At 74.5% G+C, this 21905-nt stretch carries 10 protein-coding genes and 1 pseudogene; 5 read left to right on the top strand and 6 right to left on the bottom strand.

From position 1 onward, the window contains the following. Positions 1-60 precede the first annotated feature (60 nt). Complete coding sequence (locus IE271_RS25725; RefSeq protein ID WP_190192803.1) at positions 61-1326, top strand: prolyl oligopeptidase family serine peptidase; 1266 nt, start codon at positions 61-63, stop codon at positions 1324-1326. Positions 1327-1636: 310 nt separating this feature from the next. Here the strand turns inward: IE271_RS25725 and IE271_RS25720 are convergent, their stop codons facing one another. Continuing rightward, on the bottom strand, positions 1637-2098 hold the full coding sequence (locus IE271_RS25720) for a pyridoxamine 5'-phosphate oxidase family protein (protein WP_190192802.1): 462 nt from the start codon (positions 2096-2098) through the stop codon (positions 1637-1639). Between the two features lie 483 nt (positions 2099-2581). On the opposite strand from IE271_RS25720, the gene IE271_RS42295 reads away from it, so the two are divergent. Next, entirely contained in the window at positions 2582-2818 is a 237-nt protein-coding gene (locus IE271_RS42295) for a M48 family metalloprotease (RefSeq protein ID WP_308435214.1), read from the top strand. An 18-nt stretch (positions 2819-2836) separates the two neighbouring features. On the opposite strand, the pseudogene IE271_RS43390 reads toward IE271_RS42295, so the two are convergent. The 5 genes and pseudogenes from IE271_RS43390 to IE271_RS25690 all read right to left on the bottom strand — a co-directional run. Continuing rightward, positions 2837-3121: pseudogene (locus IE271_RS43390) on the bottom strand (transposase); the annotation flags it as partial. A gap of 15 nt (positions 3122-3136) precedes the next feature. Then, complete coding sequence (gene sbnB / locus IE271_RS25705) at positions 3137-4150, bottom strand: 2,3-diaminopropionate biosynthesis protein SbnB (protein ID WP_190192801.1); 1014 nt, start codon at positions 4148-4150, stop codon at positions 3137-3139. Continuing rightward, on the bottom strand, positions 4144-5163 hold the full coding sequence (sbnA, locus tag IE271_RS25700; protein ID WP_190192800.1) for a 2,3-diaminopropionate biosynthesis protein SbnA: 1020 nt from the start codon (positions 5161-5163) through the stop codon (positions 4144-4146). The genes sbnB and sbnA overlap by 7 nt, the downstream gene beginning before the upstream one ends. A gap of 122 nt (positions 5164-5285) precedes the next feature. Next, positions 5286-6569, bottom strand: coding sequence for an MFS transporter (locus tag IE271_RS25695; protein ID WP_190192799.1), 1284 nt, complete (start codon positions 6567-6569; stop codon positions 5286-5288). A 32-nt stretch (positions 6570-6601) separates the two neighbouring features. Beyond that, positions 6602-6820 (bottom strand): MbtH family protein, encoded by a 219-nt coding sequence (locus IE271_RS25690; protein WP_190192798.1) that lies wholly within the window; start codon positions 6818-6820, stop codon positions 6602-6604. A 272-nt stretch (positions 6821-7092) separates the two neighbouring features. Here IE271_RS25690 and IE271_RS25685 point away from each other — a divergent pair, with 272 nt between their 5' ends. The 3 genes from IE271_RS25685 to IE271_RS25675 are packed head-to-tail and all read left to right on the top strand — an operon-like array spanning position 7093 to position 21696. Further along, on the top strand, positions 7093-8043 hold the full coding sequence (locus IE271_RS25685; protein ID WP_229919566.1) for a TauD/TfdA family dioxygenase: 951 nt from the start codon (positions 7093-7095) through the stop codon (positions 8041-8043). After that, entirely contained in the window at positions 8030-14482 is a 6453-nt protein-coding gene (locus IE271_RS25680) for a non-ribosomal peptide synthetase (protein WP_190192796.1), read from the top strand. The genes IE271_RS25685 and IE271_RS25680 overlap by 14 nt, the downstream gene beginning before the upstream one ends. Then, entirely contained in the window at positions 14479-21696 is a 7218-nt protein-coding gene (locus IE271_RS25675) for a non-ribosomal peptide synthetase (RefSeq protein ID WP_190192795.1), read from the top strand. The genes IE271_RS25680 and IE271_RS25675 overlap by 4 nt, the downstream gene beginning before the upstream one ends. Positions 21697-21905: the final 209 nt, after the last annotated feature.

The following is a 21905-nucleotide window of genomic DNA, read 5'->3' as shown; positions in this document are numbered from 1 at the left end:
CGGCCCGCCGGGTTCGGCGCACAGACCGCGATGAAGCCTCCGCACTCACAAGGAGTCCGCATGGCAACACCGATCAGCCGTCGCACCCTTCTGGCCGCCGGCACGGGCGCCGCCGCCGGCCTGTCCCTGCCCGGCGTCGCCGCCGCGCATGCCGACGACCGCGCGACCACCCGTGTGCGCTTCACCCTGAACGCCCAGGTGCTCGACGGCGGCGAACAGGTCACCTCGATCACCCTCGACACCGCCCGGCTCGGCCCGATCGACCCGGCCGGCCTGACCACCGGCACCTTCAGCGTGCACGCCAAGGCCACCAGCCCGATCCCCGTCCCCGCCGGCGAGTACGACCTCGACCGCACGGTGACCGCCGTCCGGCTCGACCGCCGCGGCGACATCGTGCTCGAACTGAGCCACGCCGAGGGCCAGACCGGCGGCGGCACGCTCGGCTACGTCGCGAGCAGGGGCCGCAACGTGATGCTCGACCTCGACTACACCCTCACCCAGCACGCCCCGATCACCCTGCGCAACCACCGGTCGATCACCATCGACACCTTCGTGCAGAACCCCCGGCTGTCCAGTCCCGAGGTCGACGCGTTCACCTCCCACATCTCCGCCTCGGGAATGAAGTACCGGCTGTACTCACCCACCGGCTCCCCCTCCTCCCGGCGGGGCGGGCGCCCGCTGATCGTCTGGCTGCACGGCGGGGGTGAGGGCGCCTCACTGCCCGACGGCTACTACGACAACGAGACCACGCTGCGCGCCAACCGCGGCGCCCTGGGCTTCGCCACCCCCCAGGCGCAGCGCATCTTCGGCGGCGCCTACGTCCTCGCCCCGCAGAGCACCTCCGCCTGGATGCAGGACGGCCCCCGCTTCGCCCCCCTCATCCACGAGATCATCAGCGACGTCATACGCGGGAACCGCATCGACCGCGACCGGATCTACGTCGCCGGCTGCAGCAACGGCGGCTACATGAGCATGAAGATGACCACCGTCTATCCCACCCTGTTCGCCGCCTCCGTACCCGTCTGCGGCGTCGTCACGTCCTTCCCGCCCGGGGGCGCACCGCTGATCCCCGACAGCGAGCTGGCACGGATCAGCACCCCCAGCTGGCTCGTCGCCTCCCGCGACGACACCACGGTGGACCCGCAGGCCAACACCGCCCACGCGCACGACGTGATCCCCGGCTCGCTGATGACGCTCTACGACCACGTCGTCCGGGACGGCCACCAGTTCGCCGGCCACTGGTCGTGGATCTATGTCGCCCGCAACGACCCCAGCATCGACGGAACGCACATCTGGCAGTGGATGGCCGCCCAGCACCGGCACTGACAGGAACCCGCGCTCGCCGGCACCGCGGTCCTCGGCGGCGACACACGCATCCGTTCCTCCGAGCACCTACCACTGTGCACTGCCGCCGGCCCGGCCCGCGACCGGGTGGCATCGGCGGCCCGCCCGACGGCCTCAGGCCCGTACGTCGGGCGAGGACGGCTCGGCCGCACAGCACTGCGGCCGGACCGTTCTTTCCCCAGCGGGTGACGGACGGAGCCGCCGCTGCCCAGCAGAGCCGGCTTCCTTCGCTCCCTCGGCGTTCCAGTTGCGGATCGTGATCCGCGAGGGGCGTGTCGAGGAGGGGCGGTCGTCATGCCAGCCACGTTCCGTCGCGCATGATGGCTCTTCCGCGTAGTTCCGGCTCGCCGCGCCAAGCGCGCACCGTCCTGGGCACCACGCATACGTACACAAAGGAGCCCTCCTCCACGCGCGGATCCCATCCGAACTTGTCGGCGAACGCCTCCGCTGCGCCTTCGGGCACCTCCTGGTCCGGGAAGCACTCCGCCTCACCCTGGAGGAGCACCACGTCGAAGGTGTCCGGCAGCGCCAGGCGCACGCGCGGCTCCTCACGGATGTTCCGCGCGGTCACGGACGTGGCGCTGGTGCACATCCAGACTGCTCGCCCGTCCCACAAGAACCACAGCGGCACCTGGTGCGGCCCCCGGTCAGGGTGAGCGGTCGACACCCATACGTCCCGCTCGGTGACGAGCCGTTCCAGAGCGTCGCGCTTGCGCTCTGTCGTCCGGCGACGGACGATTCCCGTGGTCCCCATGAGGACCGACCCTAACCAAGCAGGCGCGAAGTGCGCCTGAGGCGCAGGACCTACTCCCTGCGACCGACATGTCCCTCAGCCCTCGGCTCGGGTTGCGCAGCTCCGGTGTCCGCGGTGGCCGGCGGAAGTGCTCAGGCATACTCGTCCCCGGTGGTGGCCGGCTCGTGATCGCGCCTGGCGGCTGCGTCGCAGGGCGGACCGGCTGAGCCGGCGGGCCGGACTGTGGGCGGGCAGAAGAACAGGGCTGCTGAACAGGCGCTTGATCTCCTTGCAGGCCAGCGCTGTCAACGGCGGCCCGGCACAGCAGACGGTGCGTGCCGAGTGGGGGGCCTCCCCAGCCCACTTCGCGATCGTCCAGCAGGTCCTTGCGCGGCGGGTCCGACAACAGGACCATCACCGAGCGCTCGGCCCGGAGGCGGGGTCCGACCAGCGAACCGGCCCGCGATCCGGGCCGCCATTGGGAAGCCCTACCTGGCGGCGGCCGTGTCACGACGCGCCGAACTGAGGGCCGACGAACACGCGGCGGGACTCGGCTTCGCGCAGCATCTGATGACCGTGCTGCGCAAGGACTACGAGCGGGAGGAGTCCGAACGGGCCACCGCCGCAGCGCTGGGAACGCCCTTCGCGAAGGAAGGTGTGACAGCGCGACTTCTGGCCTCGCATCCCGACGTGTGCACCAGGCTGCACCACCTGCAGGGCCACTTGGAAAACAGACACTGACCTTGTCGTTTGACCTCGCCTTCGCTGGGTGGCCGGCGGAGCCGGAGCTGGGCACGGTCGGCGATACCCGCTTCCGGGTTTGGGCGGTGGGCCGTCTTCGTGGTCGTAGATCCTCGGCGGTGTCGGGCGACGCATGACGCTGTCGGAGCGGAGACTGCCGAGGATCTCGACGGGTGAATCATCCAACAGGTGGGTGATGCGGGGTGCGCCGTGTCCGGCGTCCGGCACGACCAGGACTTCGAGGTCACCCGGCCTCCACTGACCTGCGGCCAGCCGCTCGACCGGCTCGCGCCGGGCCGACGCCCCGGCCGCAGCCGGTCAGCCGGACGCGGCGCCGGCGGGATCCGGCAGGAAGTCCGGTACCCGGGTGCCCAGTCCCAGGGGTTCGGCCCGGCGGCGGACGAGGTCGGCGAGGGCGAGGTCGAGGGTGCCCAGACCGAACGGGGAGAAGACGGTGACACGGTCCTCGGGGCGTCGGAAGGGTTCTTTGGTGTTCAGGACGGAGCCGATCGAGGCGGCGATGAAGTCCCGGTCGCCGCGGAGCTGCTCGGCCAGGTGCAGGGAGGTCGACTCGCGGCACACGTGGTCCGCGTCGTCGACCACGTTGACGGCGGTCAGGATGCTCTCCGGCGTCAGGTCGCGCAGGGACACGTGCAGGACCAGGGTGCCGGGCCGGCAGGCGTCGGTGGTCAGATGCGGGGCGGCGGCGGTGGTCGCCAGGCAGACCAGCCGGTGGGCGGCGAGCGCCTCCTCGGCGCTCTCGGCGACCTGGGTCTTCAGCTCCGGCCAGCGGGCCCGGCAGCGGGCGGCGAAGACCTCCGCCCGGGAACGGTCGAGGTCGAACACGGTGACCGCGGCGAGGTCGGGCAGGGCGGCCCGGAGGTAGGCCAGGATCTCGAAGCCGATCACGCCGCAGCCGATCAGGGAGGCACCCGTCTCGGGGACGGACGACCCCAGCGCCGCCGCCGCGAGGGCGGCGCTCGCCGCGGTACGCCGCGCCGAGATCACCGACCCCTCCAGCAGGGCCTCCGGCTGCCCGGTGGCCATGGAGTTGAGGATCACCGCGGCGGAGGCGCGTTCCAGACCGCGCGCGGTGTTGCCGGGGAAGGAGGCGATCCACTTGATGCCCGCCACCGGCTCGTCCTCGCCGAGGTAGGCGGGCAGTCCGATGATCCGGTTGCGCGGGCCGTCGGGAAAGCGGAGGAAGACCGAGTGCGGCAGGGCCGTCCGGCCCCGGTCGTGCAGCAGGTACGCGCGGCGTACCGCTGCGAGGACCTCGGCCTCGGCGCCGTCGAGGACCTGACGGACTTCCCTGGCTCCCAGTATCAGCATGATGCCGCCTCCATCGCCGACTTCTTCTCTTTCCACAGGTGGGACACGTCGCCGAAGTGGCGGGCGACCCATTCGTCGTTGTAGACCGTGTCGAGGTACCGCTCCCCGCGGTCGGGCAGGACGACCGCGCAGCGCGCGCCCGCCGGGATGCGGTCGGCCATCCGGTCGACCGCCGCCACCAGGGCCCCGGAGGAGCCGCCTGCGAGGACGGCCTCCCGGGCGGCGAGCCGTCGGCAGCCGACCACGCAGTCGAGGTCCGTCACGTGGACGACCTCGTCGGCGAGCCCGTCCCGGTAGAGCGCCGGCCGTACGGCCGCGCCGTGGCCCGGGATCAGCCGGGACGCCGGGGCCCTGCCGAAGATGGCGCTCCCCTCGGCGTCCACCGCGACCACGGTCACCGGCAGCCCCCGGTCGCGGACGTACTCCGCGCAGCCGCGCAGCGTGCCGCACGAACCCGTCGCGCAGAACAGGTAGTCGATCCCGCCCGGCACCGCCTGAAGGATCTCGCGCATCGTCTGCCGGTGCGCCCGGGGGTTCAGCGGGTTGGCGTACTGGTTGGGCCAGTGGGCACCGGGGATGCGGGCGAGAAGCGCGCCGATGCGGCGGATGCGGACGGGCAGGTACTCACCGGTCACCGGGTCGCACTCGCTCACCACCTCGACCTCCGCGCCGAGAGCCCGCATGACGGCGATGTTCTGCCGGTTGGTGCGGGGGTCCACCACGCAGATGAACCTCAGCCCGTAGTAGGCGCAGATCTGGGCGAGCCCGATGCCGAGGTTGCCGGAGCTCGACTCGACGACGACCGAGCGGCCGGGCACCAGTGTGCCGTTCCGGACCAGCTCGTGCAGCATCTCCAGGGCCGAGCGGTCCTTCATGCTGCCGCCGGGGTTGAATGCCTCCAGCTTGGCGTAGGTGGTGAAGTGCCGCCCCGGGGCGAGCTTGGCGAGTTCGATCAGCGGGGTGCCGCCGATCGTGCCGAGAACGCCGGCCGGCCCGTCGTCAGGTTCCGGCATGGTGGCCTCGCCCCGTCGGGTCGGGGCACGGCCCGAACATGGTGCGGAACACGCTGGTTCCTCCTGTCAGCACTGGATCGAGGGGTTGTGCGGCGGCCCCGGCCGGGCCGGGGCCCGGCGGGTCACCGCGCCGGCGGGCCGGGCGCGGCGCGTACGGAGCGGGCGAGCGAGGCGGCGCCGGCGATCAGCACCATCCAGCCCGCCAGGGCCAGCGCGGCGCTCCGCGCGCCGGCCGAGTCGAGCAGCAGGCCGCCGAGCAGCGAGCCGATCGGCAGGGCCCCGTTGGACAGCGTGCTCATCGCCGCGAGCACCCGGCCGCGCAACCGGTCCGGGGTGATGCTCAGCTGGTAGCTGCCCAGCGCCACGTTCCACAACGGTCCGACGAACCACATCGCGGCGTAGGCGGCGGCGAGCGTGAAGGGGTCGCGGCTGAGTGCGATCGCGGCCACCAGCACCGCCCACGCCCAGTTCGCCCCGATCACCAGGGCACCCAGTCCGACCCGGCGGGCCAGCCACGGTGCCGCCAGCGAGCCGAGGACGCCCCCGGCCCCCGCGAAGCCGACCATCAGGCCCACCCCCGCCGGGGACGCGCCGACGTCGGTGGCCAGCACGACGGCGACCAGGAACAGCGCCCGGAACATCAGGTTGCTGCCGGCCACCAGCAGGGTGGTGGTGCGCAGGAAGGGCCGTCGCCACAACCACCGCAGGCCCTCGCGGACCTGCTCGCCCATGCTGTCGGTGCGGGCGGACCGCTCGGCCTCGAACTCCTTGCGGATGAAGAGCAGGCCGGTCAGCGAGACCAGGTAGGTCAGCGCGTCGGCCAGGAACGGGACGGCCCGCCCGAGACCGAACAGCACACCGCCCAGCGGTGTCCCGAGCATCACGGCGGCCCGCCCCCGCGCCTCGTTGCGGGACAGGGCCAGCGAGAGCTGTCCCGGTGGTACGACGTTCGGGACGGCCGCGTGCGCGGCGAGCCCGTGGAACACCGTGAGCGCGCCCTCGGCGAAACTCACGACCAGCACCAGCGGCAGGCCCAGGACGTCGAGGGCAGCCGCGAGCGCGATGGCCGCCGCGCCGAGCGCGCGCAGCGCGTCGCACCAGATCATCAACCGCCGGCGCGGCCAGCGGTCCACCAGGGCGCCGGCCGGCAGCGGAAGGAGCAGCGCGGGCAGCAGCGCCACGAATCCGGCCAGGCCGGCGGCGAAGGCCGAGCCGGTCAGGGCCAGGACCAGCAGCGGGTAGGCGATGGTGGTCGCCGTCGACCCGAGCAGGGAGACCGCCGAGCCGCCCCACAGCAGCAGGAAGTCGCGGTTGCGGTGCAGCGGGACCACCGGATCGGCGGTGGCCGCGTCCGGCGGGTCCGGCGGCCGCGCGTCCGCCGGCGTTCTCGTGTCGGGGCTCGTCATCTGTCACCCTCCCCGTCCGGCCGGGCCGGACGCTAGCCGCGCGCCGCCCGCTCCATCTGCCGGCGCAGACTGAGCGGTCGCATGTCGGTCCAGACGGTGCCGATGTGGGCCAGGCACTCGGCCCGGGTGCCCTCGGTGCCCTCGGCGTGCCAGCCGAGCGGCAGCTCGCGGTCGGCGAGCCAGACGGAGTACTGCTCCTCGTCGTTGAGGACGACGCGGTACGTGCGCTCGTCGGTGTCTTCCTCGGCCACGTCGGGCCCTCCCTCGGGTGAACTGCCGCGTCACGAACGTCACGTGACCGGTGGCGGCGCCAGAGAGCCTGCCGCAACCGCCCGGTCCGGCTGCAGAGAAGGAGGCGCAGTCACCGCGACGCCGATGCTGCCGATGTGACTGCCGGTTGTTCTCTCGGAGCCGCGACGGCCCGGCGGCGACGCTGAGGCGCATGACTGCGAACCCCTCCATCCGGACCGCGCCGGCCGGCCGCGCCCGAAAGCGCGACGCGGATTCCGCCCTCCCCCTGGCGATGCCGGCCGAGTCCCCCGGTACGCCCCTGTCCGAGTACCTGTCGGACGCCCGGCCCCTCGTACGCGACCGGCTGCTCGAACACGGCGCGGTGCTGCTGCGCGGTTTCGACGTCGGCGGCGTGGACGGCTTCGAGGCCGCGGTCCGGGCGGTGTCCGGCGCGCCGCTGCCCTACGCGGAGCGGTCCTCGCCGCGCAGCACCATCAAGGGCCAGGTGTACACCTCGACCGACTATCCGCCGAACGAGGAGATCTTCCTCCACAACGAGAACTCCTACCAGGCCGACTGGCCGCTGAGCCTGTTCTTCCACTGCGTGCAGCCGCCGGACACCCTGGGCGCCACGCCGCTCGCCGACACCCGCCGGGTGTACGAGGCGATCGATGTGTCCGTGCGGGAGGAGTTCGCCGCCCGGGGCTGGATGGTGGTGCGCAACTTCTCCGACGGCTTCGGCGTGCCGTGGCAGCAGGCCTTCAACACCGGCGACCGCGGCGAGGTCGAGGCGTACTGCGCCCGCAACGGCGTCGAGACCGAGTGGACCGCGGACGGTCTGCGGACCCGCGCGCGCCGCCGGGCGGTGCACCGCCACCCGGTGACCGGGGAGACGGTCTGGTTCAACCACCTCACCTTCTTCCACGTGAGCACGCTGGCCGAGGAGGTGTGCGCCGCACTGCGGGAGATGTACGACGACGCGCGGCTGCCGACCAACACCTACTACGGCGACGGCCGGCCGATCCCGGACGAGGTCGTCGCGCACCTGCGCTCCTGCTACCGCGCCGAGCAGCGGCGCTTCGACTGGCAGCGGGACGACGTGCTGATCGTGGACAACATGCTGGCGGCACACGCCCGCGAGCCGTTCACCGGGCCGCGCCGGATCGCCGTGGCGATGGCCGAGACCTACTCGGCGGCCGTGGACCCCACCTCGTTCGCGGAGGTGGCCGATGCCCGCCGGTGACAGCGGCCACCCGCTCTCGTTCGCCCAGGAACAGCTGTGGTTCCTGGACCAGCTCCGCTCCGGCGCCGCCACCGAGTACCTGATGTGCGAGGTGTTCCGGATCCGCGGCCCGCTCGACACGCAGGTGCTCCAGGCCGCCTTCACCGAGATCTCGGCGCGGCACGAGGTGCTGCGCACCCGCTACGGCACCGCCGCGGGCGCCGGGGCGCAGTTCGTGGACGGGCCCGGCCCCGTCCGGCTCGCCCGGGTGGACCTGACCGGCACGGCACCGGCGGACCGCGAGACGCGCCTGCGCGAACTCCACGCGGCCGAGCTGCGCACCCCGATCGACCTCGGTCACCAGCCGCCCTGGCGGCTGACCCTGGTCCGGTTCGCCGAGGAGGACGCCGCCCTGCTGGTGACGGTCCACCACATCGCCTTCGACGGGTGGTCCTGGGGCGTCCTCGCCCGGGAGCTGCACGAGCTGTACACCGCGTTCGCGGCCGGCCGGCCGTCGCCGCTGGAGCCGGTGCCGGTGCAGTACGCGGACTTCGCACAGTGGCAGCGCGACACCTGGGCGGCCGCCCCCGCGCGGGCCGAGCGGCGGCGTGGCTACTGGCGGGAGCGGCTGGCGGGCCTGGAGCCGCTGGAGCTGCCCGCCGACCGCCGGCGCCCGGCGCACTGGGACCCGGCTGGGGACAGCGTCCCGTTCACCGTTCCGGCGGGGCTGGTCCGGCGCCTGGCCGAACTGGGCCGGGACGCGGGTGCGACCCCGTTCATGGTGCACCTGGCCGCGTTCCAGCTGCTGCTCGCGCGCTGGTCCGGCCGGACCGACGTGGCGGTCGGCGTGTCGGTCTCGGACCGTACCGAGGTCGAGCTGGAGCCGCTGGTCGGCATGTTCCTCAACACCGTGGTGCTGCGGACCGACCTGTCCGGCCGCTGCTCGTTCCTCGACCTGCTGGCGCGGGTGAGGGAGACCACCCTGGACGCCTACGAGCACCAGGACGTGCCGTTCGGCTGGGTGGTGGCCGACCTCGCGCCCGAGCGGGACCCCTCCCGCAACCCGGTGTTCCAGGTCGGCTTCGCGCTGCACAACGCCGAGCGCCGCCCGCTCGGGCTGCCCGGACTCGACGTCGCGAAGGTCGAGCCGGCCACTGATCACTCCGCCTTCGACCTGTCGCTGCACCTGTCCGAGCTCCCGGACGGCTCGATGGCGGCCCGGCTGATCTTCCCCACCGCGCTGTTCGACCGCGCCCGCATCGAGCGGATGGCGGCGAGCCTGCTGCGGCTGCTCGCGAGCATCGCCGAGCACCCGGACACCGCCGCGCACGCGCTGCAGGCCGTCCCCGACGCGGAGCTGGCGGCCTTCGAGCGCTGGAACCGCACCGGGACGGAGCGCCCGCGGCGCTCGCTCGCCGAACTGTTCTTCGCCCAGGCCCTGGCCACCCCGGACGCGGTGGCCGTGGTGTCCGGCGCGCGGGAGACCCGCTACGCCGACCTCGCCGAACGGGTACGGCGTCTCGCCGGACTGCTGCGCTCGCGCGGCGTCGGCCCGGAGAGCACGGTGGGCGTCGCGCTGCACCGCGGCACCGACCTGGTCGCCACCGTCCTCGCGGTGCTCACCGCGGGCGGGGTGTACGTGCCGTTGGCCCCGGAACACCCGGCGGAGCGGCTGGCCCACCTGGTCGCCGACGCCGAAGTGGCCCTGCTGGTCACCGAGGAGGCGCTGCGCGGCCGGCTGCCGTCCCATCCGAACACCCTCGTGCTCGACGCCCTCCGGCCGGAGGACGGGGAGGCGCCGCCCCTCGAACCGGCGGCCGGGGCCGGTACGCGGGCCGCGTACGTGATGTACACCTCCGGTTCGACGGGCCGCCCCAAGGGCGTCGTCGTACCGGAAGCCGCGATCCGCAACCGCGTGCTCTGGTCGGTGGAGCGCTTCGGCCTGGGCCCCGGCGACCGGGTGCTGCAGAAGACCACCATCGGTTTCGACGCCGCGCTGTGGGAGTTCCTCTCCCCGCTGGTGTGCGGGGCCGCGGTGGTGACGGGCCCGCGGGACGCCCACCGCGACCCGGCGGTGATGGTCCGTGCCGTGGTGGACCACCGTGTCACCGTGCTGCAGGGCGTGCCCTCGATGCTGCGCCTGCTGCTGGACGAGCCGGCCCTGGCCGACTGCGCCCCGCTGCGTCTGGTCTGCTCGGCGGGCGAGCCGCTGCCCGCCGAACTGGCCGCCCGGCTGCGCCGCGCGCTCGGCGCCGAGGTGGTCAACACCTACGGCCCCACCGAGTGCGCCGTGGACTCCACCGCCTGGCCCTTCGACCCGGACGAGCCCGGCGACCTGGTACCGATCGGCCTGCCGCTGCCCAATGTGCGCACCTATGTGCTGGACGCCGAGGAGCGACAGGTGCCCATCGGGGTGACCGGTGAGCTGTACGTCGGCGGCATCGGGCTCGCCCGCGGATACGCGGGCCGGGGCGACCTCACCGCGGACCGGTTCGTCCCCGACCCGGACGCGGCCGTGCCCGGTGCGCGCCGGTACCGCACCGGAGACCTGGTGCGGCGCCGCGCGGACGGCGCGCTGGAGTACGTCGGACGCGTCGACGACCAGGTCAAGATCGGCGGAGTGCGGATCGAGCCCGGCGAGATCGAGGTCCTGCTGGCGGCCCACCCGTCGGTGGCCGCCGCCGTGGTGGCCGTGCACCGGTCCGACGCCGGCGACGCGCGGCTGACCGCGTACGCGGTGCCCGTCGCGGGGGAGCGGACCGATCCGGAGGCGCTGCGCGCCCACCTGGCCGCCGCGCTGCCGGAGGCGATGCTGCCCTCCGCCTTCGTCGAGCTCGCCGAGCTGCCGCTCACGCCGAACGGAAAGGTGGACCGCCGCCGGCTGCCGGCCGACACCGAACCGGACCGGTCCGCCGCGGCGGACCGCCGAGCCCCGCGCACCGCCGCCGAGCGGACCGTGGCCGAGCTGATGGCCGAGGTCCTGGGCGTCGAACGGGTCGGCGCGCAGGACGACTTCTTCCTGCTCGGCGGCCACTCCCTGCTCGCGATCAGGCTCGTGCTGCGGCTGCGGCGCGCCTTCGGGATCGAACTGACCGTCGGCGAGCTGTTCCACGCGCGGACGGTCACCGCGCTGGCCGCGCGGGTCACCGGGGCCGGCGCCGGCCCGGATGCCGCCGCGGACACCGATCCGGACGCCGTCCGGCCGGCGGGCCGGGACCGCCCGCTGCCGCTCTCGTTCGGCCAGCAGCGGATGTGGTTCCTCGACCAGCTGGAGCCCGGGAGCCACGAGTACGTCGTCCCGCTGGCGCTGCGGCTGACCGGACCGCTCGACACCGTGGCGCTGCGCCACGCGCTCGACGCGCTGTCCGAACGGCACGAGGTACTGCGGACCAGATACCTGTCCGAGGGTGGCGAGCCCGTGCAGGTCGTCGATCCCGCCGGTCCGGTGGACTTCACCCTGACCGATCTGGCGGGCGCGCCCGACGCCGCGGCCCGGGCCCGGAACCTGGTCGAGGAGCTGGCCCGCCGGCCGTTCGACCTCGCGCACGGGCACCCGCTGCGGGCGACCCTGATCCGCACCGCCCCCGAGGAGCACCTCCTCGTCCTGACCCTGCACCACATCGCCTTCGACGCCTGGTCCACCGACGTCTACCTGCGCGACCTGGACCTGGCCTACCGGGCCTTCGCCGCGGGCGAGCCGTCGCCGCACGCCCCGCAGCCGGTGAACTACGCGGACTTCGCGGTGTGGCAGCGCGCGCAGCAGCGGGCCGGCCGGCTGGACGACCAGCTCGCCTACTGGCGCGACCGCCTGGACGGCCTCACCCCCGTCGAGCTGCCCGCCGACCGGGTCCGCTCGGCGGTCCGCGACGCCCGGGGCGACAACGTCGTCGTCGAGGTGGCGCCGGAGGTCGCCCGTGCCGTCGCCGAACTGGCCGGCCGGCACGGCGCGACCCCGTTCATGGTGCTGCTCGCCGCCTTCCAGGTGCTGCTCGCGCGCTGGACCGGCCGCGACGACCTCGCGGTGGGGACCCCGGTCGCCGGGCGGACCCGCCAGGAGACGGAGGACCTGGTCGGGTTCTTCACCAACAACCTGGTGATCCGCGGCGACCTCGGCGGCGACCCGGTCTTCACGGAGCTGCTGGAGCAGGTCCGCGGCACGGTGCTCGACGCCTTCGCCCACCAGGACGTGCCGTTCGAGCACCTGGTCGACGCGGTGCGGCCGGAGCGTGACCTCTCCCGCAACCCGCTGTTCCAGATCATGTTCGAGCACCAGCACCTGGCAGGCGTCCCCGGCCGGCTCGGCGCGGTCGCCGTGGAGCCGGTCCGCGCCGGACTGGAGATCGCCAAGTTCGACCTCACCGTGACCGTCAAGGAGCGCGGCGGGCGCATGTACTGCTGGTTCGAGTACGCGACCGCGCTCTTCGACCGGGAGACCGTCGAGCGGATGGCGGGCCACTACCTGACCCTGATCGGCAGCGTCACGGCCGACCCCGGCGCGCGGATCGGCGACCTCGCCATGCTCACCGAGGACGAGCGGCACCGCGCCCTCACCGCCTGGGCCGACCCGCAGGCCGGGCGGGCCGCCGTGCTCGACCCGGCCGGGGAACACGGGCTGTGCGTACCGGAGCTCTTCGCCCGGCAGGTCCGGCGGGCCCCGGACGCGATCGCCGTGGTCTTCGGCGACCAGCGGGTCAGCTACGCCGAACTCGACGCGCGGGCCGACCGGTTCGCCGCCCGCCTGCGCTCCCTCGGGGTCACCGCCGAGACGGTCGTCGGCTCCTGCCTGGAACGCGGCGTCGAGGCGGTGGTGGTGCTGCTCGCCGTGCTGAAGGCCGGCGGCGTGTACGCGCCGTTCGACCCGCGGCACCCCGCCGAGCGGCTCGACCTCATGCTCGCCGACGCCGGCCCGGAACTCGTGGTCACCACCCGCGCGTTCGCCGGCCGGCTGACCGGTGGCCACCGGGTGGTCCTGGCCGACGCCGACGCCGACGCCCAGGACGGACCCGGCGCCGCACCCGGGGGCCCGGCGCCCGTCCCGGCCCGGCCGGAGAACCTCGCCTACATCATCTACACCTCCGGCTCGACCGGCCGCCCCAAGGGCGTGATGATCGAGCACCGCTCCTACGCCCACCACTGCCGGGTGATCGCCGACGCGTACGGGATCGCCCCCGGCGAACGGGTGGCGCTGCTGTCCGCACTCACCTTCGACGTGGCGATGGACCAGATCGCGGCGACCCTGGTGGCCGGCGCCACCGTCGTGGTCGCCGACCCGGTGTTCTGGACCCCGGCCGAACTGCCCGCCCGCCTCGCCGAGCACGGCGTCACCGTCCTGGAGATCACCCCGTCCTACTACCGGGCCGTCCTGGACTCGCCCGACCTGCCCCTGCTGGACTCGCTGAAACTGATGAACGTCGGCAGCGACGTGGTCACCGGCCTGGACGCGCGGCGCTGGGCGGAGACCGGCCTGCCCGCCCGCTTCCTGTGCAACTACGGGCCGACCGAGGCCACCGTCACCTGCCTGCTGCACCCCGTCCTCCAGACGCCCGCGCGGGGTGACGCGGCCGGTGCCCTGCCGCTCGGCCGGCCCGTCCCCGGCACCCGGGCCTACATCCTCGACGCGGACCTGCGGCCCGTCCCGGTCGGAGTGCCCGGCGAGCTGTACCTCGGCGGCGTCCGGCTGGCCCGCGGCTACCACCGGCGGCCGGACCTCACCGCGGAGCGGTTCGTCCCCGACCCCTTCGCCACCGGGCCCGGCGGACGGCTGTACCGTACCGGCGACCTGACCCGTCACCGGCCGGACGGCACCATCGAGTTCCTCGGCCGGATCGACCAGCAGGTCAAGGTCCGCGGCCTGCGCATCGAGCTGGGCGAGATCGAGGCGGCGCTCGCCCGGCACCCCGCTCTGCAGGAGGCGGTGGTCACCGCCCCGCAGACGGCCCCGGGCGAACGCCGGCTCGCCGCCTACCTGGTGGCGCGTCCCGGCTGCCCGATGCCCGACGTGGCCGAGCTGCGCGGGCACCTGGGCGCACTCCTGCCCGAGTACATGATCCCCTCGGTGTGGGTGCCGCTCGACGCGTTCCCGCTGACGGCCAGCAAGAAGATCGACCGCAAGGCCCTGCCGGACGCCTCGGCCGCCCCGGCCGGCGGCGCCCGCGAGTACCTCGCCCCGCGCGACCCCGCCGAGGAGGCCGTCGCCGCGATCTGGACCGAGGTCCTTGGCCTGGAGCGGATCGGTGCCCAGGACGACTTCTTCGCCCTGGGCGGGCACTCGCTGCTGGCCACCCGGGTGCTCGCCCGGCTCCGTGAGACGTTCGCCGTCGAGCTGCCGCTGCGCCTGCTGTTCGAGGCCACCACCGTGGCCCGGCTCTCCGAGGCGGTGTCCGAGGCCGTGGAGGCCGACATCGCCGCGCTCACCGACCACGAAGTGGCGGGCCTGCTCGCCGAGGAAGGCCTGCGATGACCGACACCATGGACCGTGCGCGACTGCGGCAGGAGCTGCTTCGACGGCGCCTCGCCGGGCGGGCGGCCCCCGCCCCGGCGGAGGGAATCACCCGCGCGACGCGCGGCGGCCCCCTCCCGCTCTCCTTCGCCCAGCGCCGCCTGTGGATCCTCGACCGGCTCCGGCCCGGCACCACCGAGTACCTGATGACCGTGGCGCTGCGGCTGCGCGGCCCCCTCGACCGGGCCGCGCTGCGCACCGCGCTGGACGGCGTCCTCCGGCGGCACGAGGTGCTGCGGACCCGCTACCCGGTGGTCGACGGCGAGCCCGTACAGGTCGTCGACGGGCCGGGGAGCGTCCCCCTGGACGAGGAGGACCTCGGCGCACTCGACCGTGCGGCCGCGGACGCCCGGATCGCCGCCCTGGCCACCGGCGCGCGCCGGCCGGTCGACCTCGCCGAGGGCCCGGTGTTCTCCGCCGTGCTGGCCCGGCTGGCACCCGAGGAGCACGTCGTCCTGCTGACCGTCCACCACATCGCCTGCGACGGACGGTCCGAGGACATCCTGGTCCGCGAGCTCGCGGAACGCTACGAGGACGCGGTCGCCGGGCGGGCGACCCGCTCGCCGGAACCGCCGGTGCAGTACGCCGACTTCGCGCTCTGGCAGAGCGAACGGCTCTCCGGCGCGGCGCTGCGCCGCCCGCTCGACCACTGGTGCGAGCGGCTGGCCGGGCTGCCGCCCCTGGAGCTGCCCACCGACCGGCCCCGCCCCGCCGTACGCGACTCGGCGGGCGGGCTGGCGCCGCTCGCCGTGCCCGCCGGCACCGCCCGGCGGCTGACAGCGCTCGCCCGGGAGCACGGCGCCACCCCTTTCATGGCCCTGCTGGCCGCGCACGCCGTCCTGCTCGGCCGCTGGAGCGGCCAACGCGACGTGGCCGTGGGCTTCCCGGTGGCCGGGCGGGACCGGTCGCAGCTCCAGGACCTGGTCGGCCTCTTCCTCAACACGCTGGTGCTGCGGGTCGACCTGTCCGGGACGCCGTCGTTCGCGGACCTGCTGCGGCAGGTCCGCGAGAGCGCGCTGGATGCCTACGCCCACCAGGAGATGCCCTTCGAGCGGCTGGTCGAGGAGCTGGCACCGGAGCGGGACCCGTCCCGCACGCCGCTCTTCTCCTCCATGCTGCTGTGGCAGGAGGCGGCCGGCCCGCAGGCGCCGGCGACGATGGGCGCCCTGACGGCCGAGCGGCTGCCGGTCGGCGAGAGCACCGCCAAGTTCGACCTCACCGTGGGCCTCGCCGAGCAGCCGGACGGCTCGCTGTCCGGCGGCGTCAACTACGCCTCGGCGCTGTTCGACCGGGCGACGGCCGAGCGGTTCGCCGCGCACTTCGCCCGCCTGCTGGAGAGTGCCGTCGCCTCGCCCGACACCCCGGTGGACGAGCTGGAGATCCTGCCCGCTGCCGAGCGCGACCGCCAGCTCATCGGCTTCAACGCGACCGGCCGGCGCTACCCCGCCGACACCCTCCCGCAGCTGTTCGAAGCCCAGGCCGCCCGCACCCCCGACGCCGAGGCGGTGCGCTTCGAGGGCGCCGGCCTCAGCTACCGGGAGCTGGCGGGCCGGGCCGAGCTGCTCGCCCACCACCTGCGGAGTCTCGGCGTCGGACCCGAGTCCGTGGTCGGCGTCTGCCTGCACCGGGGCACCGACCTCGTGGTGGCGCTGCTGGCGGTGCTCAAGGCCGGCGGCGCCTACCTGCCGCTCGACCCGGACTATCCGGCCGACCGGCTCGCCTTCATGCTGGAGGACTCCGGCGCCCGCGCCGTGATCACCGACCCACGGCTCGCCCCCCTGGTGCGCGACCGCGCGCCGCACCTGGTCGACATCACCGGCGACATCCCCCGCGGCCCGGCCCGCGCCCCGGTCGTCGCGGCGGCCCCCGGGCACCCGGCGTACCTGATCTACACGTCGGGTTCCACCGGCCGCCCCAAGGGCGTGCTGATCGAGCACCGGGCCATCGTCAACCGGCTGCACTGGATGCAGGAGGCCTACGGGCTCGGCACCGACGACCGGGTGCTGCAGAAGACGCCCTACGGTTTCGACGTCTCGGTGTGGGAGTTCTTCTGGCCGCTGATCACCGGCGCGACCCTGGTGCTGGCCCGCCCCGGCGGCCACCGCGACCCGGCCTACCTGGCCGGGCTGATCGGCACCGAGGCGGTCACCACCGTCCACTTCGTGCCGTCGATGCTGCGGGCCTTCCTCGCCGAGCCGCTGCCGGCCCTGCCCTCGCTGCGCCGCATGGTGTGCAGCGGCGAGGCGCTCCCCGCCGACCTGGTCACCGCCGTGCACGAGCGGATCGGCTGCGAGCTGCACAACCTGTACGGGCCGACCGAGGCCGCGGTGGACGTCACCGCGGCCCGGTGCGAGCCGGGCCTTCCCGTCACCATCGGCCGCCCGATCGCCAACACCCGCACCTACATCCTGGACACCTCCCTGCGGCCGGTGCCGATCGGAGTGCCCGGCGAACTCCTGATCGGCGGCGTCCAGCTCGCCCGCGGCTACCTGGACCGTCCGGCGCTCACCGCCGACCGCTTCGTGCCCGACCCCTTCGCCGGCGAGCCCGGCGGGCGGCTGTACCGCACCGGCGACCTGGCCCGGTACCGCGCGGACGGCGCGATCGAGTACCTCGGCCGGCTCGACCACCAGGTGAAGATCCGCGGCCAGCGGGTCGAACCCGGCGAGATCGAGACGGTGCTGGCCGAGGCCCCCGGCGTCGCGGCCGCGGCCGTCGCCGTCCACGACGAGCAGCTCGTGGGGTACCTGGTGCCGCTCTCCGCCGACGTCGAGGCGGCCCGGGAGCACCTGCGCGGGCGGCTGCCGGAGCACATGCGGCCCGTGCACTGGACCCTGCTCCAGGCGCTGCCCCTGACGCCCAGCGGCAAGACCGACCGCAAGGCGCTGCCCGCACCCGACCGGACGCGCTCCGACCTGGTCGGTGCGTTCGTCGCCCCGCGCACGGCGATCGAGCGGACCCTCGCGGACGCCTTCGCCACGGCCCTCGGCGTCGACAAGGTCGGGGTGCACGACGGCTTCTTCCACCTCGGCGGGGACTCCATGCGCGCCATCCGGGCCGTCGGGGCACTGCGCGGCCAGGGGCTGGCCGTCTCCGTGCAGGACGTCTTCGCCCGGCAGACCGTCGCCGAGCTGGCCGCGGTGGCGGCCGCCCGGCCCGCCGCCGAGCCGCAGGAGACCGCCCTGGCCGGCCGTTTCGCACTGCTGGCCCCGGGCGACCGGGACCGGCTCCCGCAGGGGCTGGCCGACGCCTACCCCATGGGCCAGGTCCAGGTGGGCATGGTCTACGAGATGCTCGCCGACCCCGAGCGCAACACCTACCAGAACGTCAGTACCTTCCAGATCGTGGACGACGGCCCGTTCTCCGCCGAGGCGTTCACCGGCGCGGTACGCCTGCTGATCGAGCGGCACGAGATCCTGCGCACCTCCTTCCACCTCTCCGAATACTCCGAACCGCTGCAGTTCGTGCACGCCGCGGACGGCCTGGAGGCGGAGGTGGGCGTCACCGACCTGCGCGGCCTGCCGCCCGAGGAGCAGCGGGCACGGGTGCGGGACTTCCGCGCCGAGGCCCGGCGCACCCCGTTCGACATCGGCCGCGCCCCGCTGCTGCGCTACCACGCCCACCTGACCGGCGACCGGGAGTGGCTGCTGACCCACGTCGAGTGCCACGCCATCCTGGACGGCTGGAGCCACCACTCGGTCATCGGCGAGCTGCGGGCCGCCTACCGCGAGCTGTCCCGAGGCACCGCGGTCCCGTCCGCGGCCCCGCCGCGGGTCCGCTACGCCGACTTCGTCCGGCTGGAGAAGCAGGCCCTGGCCTCCGAGGCGGACCGGCAGTTCTGGCAGGAGCGGATCACCGGCCACGAGCGGCTCCGGCTGCCCGCCGACTGCGCCCCCGCCGAGGCGCACCTGCCCGCCCCCGAGGTACGGCTGCCCTGGGCGGACCTGGAGCCGCGGCTGCGCCGGCTCGCCGCCGACACCCGGACCTCCCTCAAGAGCGTCCTGTACACCGCCCACCTGAAGGTACTCGGCCTGATCAGCGGCCGGCACCGGTTCCTCGCCGGCGCCGTCACCAACGGCCGCCCCGAACTGCCGGGCGGCGACCGGGTGCGCGGCATGTACCTCAACACGGTGCCGTTCGCCGTCGACCTGCGGGCGCCGAGCTGGCGCGAGCTGGTGCGGAGGGTGTTCGCCGAGGAACTGGCCCTGTGGCCGCACCGGCGCTACCCGCTGCCCGCGATGCAGCGCGCATGGGGCGGCGGCGAACCGCTCGTCGAGGTGGTCTTCGCCTACCTGGACTTCCACGTGCTCGACGAGCAGCGCGCCGACATCGGCACGGTCGACGACCACAGCCCGAACGAGTTCACCCTCGACGTGTGGACCTTCCCCGGCGAACTGCGGATGACCTGCCGGCCCGGCTGGGCCGACAGCAAGCGCCTGACGGCGATCGGCGAGGCCTTCCTCGGCGTCCTCACCGCCATGGCCGACGACGCCGACGCGGACCCGCGGAGCTTCCGCGCGCCCGGCCTGGAGCAGGTGAGCGGGCCGCCGGCCGCCACCCGGCCGCTGCCCGAGGTCTGCGTGCCCGAGCTGCTCGCCGCCCGTGCCCGGCCGGGGGCGATCGCCCTGGAGGACGGGCAGCGGCGTATGACCTACCGGGAACTGGACGCCCGCTCCAACCGGCTGGCCCACCTGCTGCGCGGGCTCGGCATCGGCCCGGAGAAGCCGGTCGCGCTCTGCCTGGACCGCGGCATCGAGGCGGTGCTGGCCATGCTCGCCGTCCTCAAGGCCGGCGGGTACTACGTGCCGCTCGATCCCGCCCATCCGGACGCGCGCATCGGGTACGTCCTGGACGACGTACGAGCCGGGGTGGTCCTCTGCCGCCCGCAGGACACCACCCGCCTGGCCGGATTCGCCGGCCTGCGCAGCATCCCCCTCGACGCCGGGGCGGCCGTCCTGGACGGGCTGCCCGAGACCCCCGTCGAGGCGGGGACCGGCCCCGACAACCTGGCGTACGTCACCTACACCTCGGGCTCCACAGGGCGCCCCAAAGGCGTCCAGGTCACGCACCGGGGGATCGTCCGGCTGGTGCACGACGCGAACTACGCCGACCTCGACGCGGACCAGGTACTGCTGCTGCACGCGCCGCTCGCCTTCGACGCCTCGACGCTGGAGGTGTGGGGGGCGCTGGCCAACGGCGCCCGGCTCGCCGTCTGCCCGCCCGGGGCGAGGACGGCCGACGAGCTGGCCGAGGTGGTCCGCCGGCACGGGGTGACGGTGCTCTGGCTCACCGCCGGCCTGTTCCAGCACATGGTGGAGACCCGCCCGGAACTCCTGGCCGAGGTGGGGCAGGTGCTCGCCGGCGGCGACGTGCTCTCACCCTCGCACGTGCGCACCGCCCTGGCGCACGGCGTGGCGCTGACCAACGGCTACGGCCCCACGGAGTGCACCACCTTCAGCACCGCCCTGCGCGGGGTGACCGAGGCCGACGCCGACCGCGGCGTGCCGATCGGCACGCCGATCACCGACACCCGGGTGCTGGTGGTCGACGAGGACCTCGACCCGGTGCCGTTCGGGGTGCCCGGCGAACTCCTGGTCGGCGGCCCCGGCCTCGCCCGCGGCTACCTCGGCCGCCCCGATCTGACCGCGGACCGCTTCGTGCCGGATCCCTCCGGGACCGTCCCCGGGGCGCGCCTGTACCGCACCGGGGACATCGTCCGCCGCGACACCGACGGGACGCTGTCCTTCATCGGCCGGCGTGACGGCCAGGTGAAGATCCGCGGCCACCGGGTCGAACTCGCCGAGGTGGAGGCCGCGCTCGGCGGCCTTGCGTCCGTACGGGCGGCGGCGGCCGCCGTGCATCCCGGACCGGACGGCCACAAGCGGCTGGTCGGCTATGTGGTCCTCGAACCCGGGCACGGTCCGCTGGACGTCGCGGCGCTGCGCGAGCAGCTCCGGCGGCGGGTGCCCGACCACCTGGTGCCCGGCGCCTGGGTGGAGCTGCCCGCCCTCCCGCTCACCGCCCATGGAAAAATCGACCGGGCCGCGCTGCCCGAGCCCGCCGGACCCGTCGCGACGTCGGCCTTCACCGCCCCGCGCACGCCCGCCGAGCGGGCCGTGGCCGAGGTCTGGGGCGAGGTGCTCGGCGTGGACAGGGTCGGTGTGGACGACGACTTCCACGTCCTGGGCGGGCACTCGCTGGCCGTCCTGCGGATCACCGCCCTGCTGCGCGAGCGGCACGGCATCGAGCTGACCGTCCGTTCGTTCCTGGAGCACCCCACCGTGGCCGGACTCGCCGCGGCCGCCGAGGCCGGCGCGCCGGCGGCCGAGTCACTGGTCTGGCTGCGGCGCGAGGGCACCCGGCCGCCGCTGTTCTGCGTGCACCCCGGGGGCGGCAGCGCCCACTGGTACCGCCCGCTGGTGCCGTACCTCGACCCCGACCAGCCGGTCGCGGCCTTCGCCTGGCCCGGCCTGCAGGCCGAGCACGGCCCCGTCCCCTCGACGGAACGGATGGCGGAGCGCTACCTGGCCGAGTTGCGGGCCGCGGTACCGCACGGCCCGTACCGGCTGTTCGGCTGGTGCGGCGGCAGCGGCATCGCGAGCGAGCTGGCGCACCGGCTCACGGCCGAGGGCGAGGAGGTCACCTTCGTCCTGCTCGACCCGGGGCTGGACAACCACGAGCGGGCCGAGCTGTGGCGGGAGTACCGGCTGATCGAGAGCTGCGTGGCGAAGCTGACGGAGCTGGCCGCCGCGCCGCCCGGGCAGGACACCTCGGAGCTTCGGACGGAGGCCCTGGCACTGCTCGAACACCTCGTGGACGACGTCGACCCCGAGGTGGGGATAACGCTGCCGGAGCACGGCGCCGGCGAGGTCTGGCTGCCCGCCGCGAAGATGTGGCGGGAGGTCATGGAGATGTGCCTGACCTACCGGCACCGCCCGTACGCGGGCCGGCTGCACCTGATCGCCAGTGACGAACTGGCGGACGGCGAGCACGAGGTGGCCTCCGGGCAGTCGTTCCCCGACTACCTCGCCCGCTGGCGCGAGCTCACCGGGGACGTGACGCTGCACCGGATCCCCGGTGACCACTTCGGCGTGATGAAGCCGCCGCACCTCGGCCGGCTCGCCGAGGCTCTCACCGCCGTCCTCGGCGGCGGGAGCGCGGAGGGCACCGGCTGACACCGGCCGGTGGGACGGCCGGGAGGGCGGAGGCGCACGGAGCGCCTCCGCCCTCCCGGCGTCGGTGGGTCCGGTCGCCGCCGTCCTCGGCGGGCCTGACGGGTCGCCCGCAGCCGCCGGCGCCGAGCGCCCCGGCCATGCCGACAGCAGAGGCTGCCCCGCTCGTCCGTCTCCGCCGCCGGGGGCGACGGCGGCACCCGCGCGGTGGC

Origin of the sequence: Streptomyces minutiscleroticus (genome assembly GCF_014650875.1) — a bacterium.
In the GTDB taxonomy this organism is placed as follows: domain Bacteria; phylum Actinomycetota; class Actinomycetes; order Streptomycetales; family Streptomycetaceae; genus Streptomyces; species Streptomyces minutiscleroticus.
The sequence above is the reverse complement of the archived record's forward strand: the minus strand, read 5'-3'. Positions and strand labels throughout refer to the sequence as shown.